Annotated in this window: 1 protein-coding gene and 1 pseudogene; both read right to left on the bottom strand. The window is 64.9% G+C overall.

Annotation, left to right across the window (positions count from 1 at the left end):
• Positions 1–417: pseudogene (locus tag EOA33_RS35150) on the bottom strand (ABC transporter permease); the annotation flags it as partial.
• A complete protein-coding gene (locus tag EOA33_RS35145) occupies positions 414–1,301 on the bottom strand; it encodes an ABC transporter permease (RefSeq protein ID WP_127407680.1) in 888 nt (295 codons plus the stop codon). The gene EOA33_RS35145 and the pseudogene EOA33_RS35150, both read right to left, overlap by 4 nt.
• Between the last annotated feature and the right edge of the window lie 271 nt (positions 1,302–1,572).

The following is a 1,572-nucleotide window of genomic DNA, read 5'->3' as shown; positions in this document are numbered from 1 at the left end:
GGCGACGCGCGACGGGCCGAGGCCGATCAGATTGACCAGGATCAGCAGCGAGATGCCGACGATGACGCCTGGAATCAGGATCGGCAGCCGCGCGATGGCGCTGATCGTGGCGGCGAGCGGCGAGCGGCCGAAGAGGTCCATATAGGACACGGTGATGCCGCAGAGCGTAGCGCCCGAAGCGGCGATGACGCCGATCACCAGGCTGTTGGCGAGTGCCCCCGACAAGACCGGATTGCCGTAGAGCGTCTCGTACCATTCAAGCGTGAAGCCCTGCAGCGGAAACGCAGCCTGGATGGAATTGTTGAAGGAAAACAGCGGGATCAAAAGCACCGGCAGATAGAGGAAGACCAGATAGCCAAGCACGTAGAGGCCGAGCCAGCGACCACCTGTGTCGGTCCCGGTGCGCGTCGCGCTCATGTGCGGCTGCCAAATCTGCGGTCGGCGCCGCGCGCGACCAGCACCACGCAGAGGATGACCAGCATGACGCAGACCGAAAGGGCGGCGCCGAACGGCCAGTCATTGGCCTTGCCGAACTGCGACTGGATCAGCGTGCCGATCATGGTGCTGGCCGGGCCGCCGACCATGGCCGGCGTGACATAGTCGCCGACCGTCGGCACGAAGACGACGAGGGCCGCCGCCAGCACGCCCGGCATCGAATTCGGCAGCACGACGCGGCGGAACGCGGTGAACGGACGGGCGCCGAGATCGGAGGCGGCTTCGAGCAGCGATTTCGGGATCGTGTCCAGCGCGACGTAGATCGGCAGGATGGCGAAGGGCGCGTAGGCGTGGGCAAGCGTGACCACCACCGCCGCCGGCGTGTTGAGGAAGGCCAGCGTCGGCTCCGACCAGAGGCCGCTTTCGATAAAGGCCGAGTTGAGCACGCCATTGTAGGCAAGCACGATCTTCCAGGCGAAGACGCGCAGCAGGTAGCTTGTCCAGAACGGCAGCGTCACCAGGAAGAGCAGCAGGCCGCGGCGGCGTCCGGCATGGAAGGCGAGGTAGTAGGCGACGGGATAGGCGGTCACCACGGTCACCAGCGTCACAAGGCCGGCGATCACCAGCGAGCGCAGCGTCACCGTCCAGTAGAGCGGATCGGTCGCCACGGTGACGAAGTTCGCGGCGGTCAGGCCGACGCCGAGCAGCGAGCCGTCATTGCCTCGGAAGGCAAGGAAAATCACCAGGCCGAGAGCGAAGAGGATCAGGAAGAAGGTGACCAGTCCGCCCGGCAGCAGCATGGCGAAGCGGAACACCGGCGAAGCGCGAGTTTCCGGCAATGGCTGACTTGCTGCGATGGCCGACATCGATCTGCCCGTCGGAATTATGAAATCGACTTAGACTTTTTCATATTCGTGAAACTGTCAAGCTGAATCGCGCGGTGAAGGAACGTGTTCAGCGAAATCAGCGCTCCAACGCGTCGAGCATCCGGTACCAGGCGATCGTCGCGGCAACGCCGACCTGCCGGAAGGCGTGGAACGGGATCGGCCTGATCGGCGACAGCGGGAAGGGCAGTTGCCGCGCATCGCCGCTCGCCAGGTAGCTTGCCATGCGCTTGCCGAGCGCGCTCATCAGGCC

Origin of the sequence: Mesorhizobium sp. M4A.F.Ca.ET.050.02.1.1, from assembly GCF_003997725.1 — a bacterium.
Lineage (GTDB): Bacteria > Pseudomonadota > Alphaproteobacteria > Rhizobiales > Rhizobiaceae > Mesorhizobium.
This window is presented reverse-complemented; position numbering and strand designations above follow the sequence as displayed.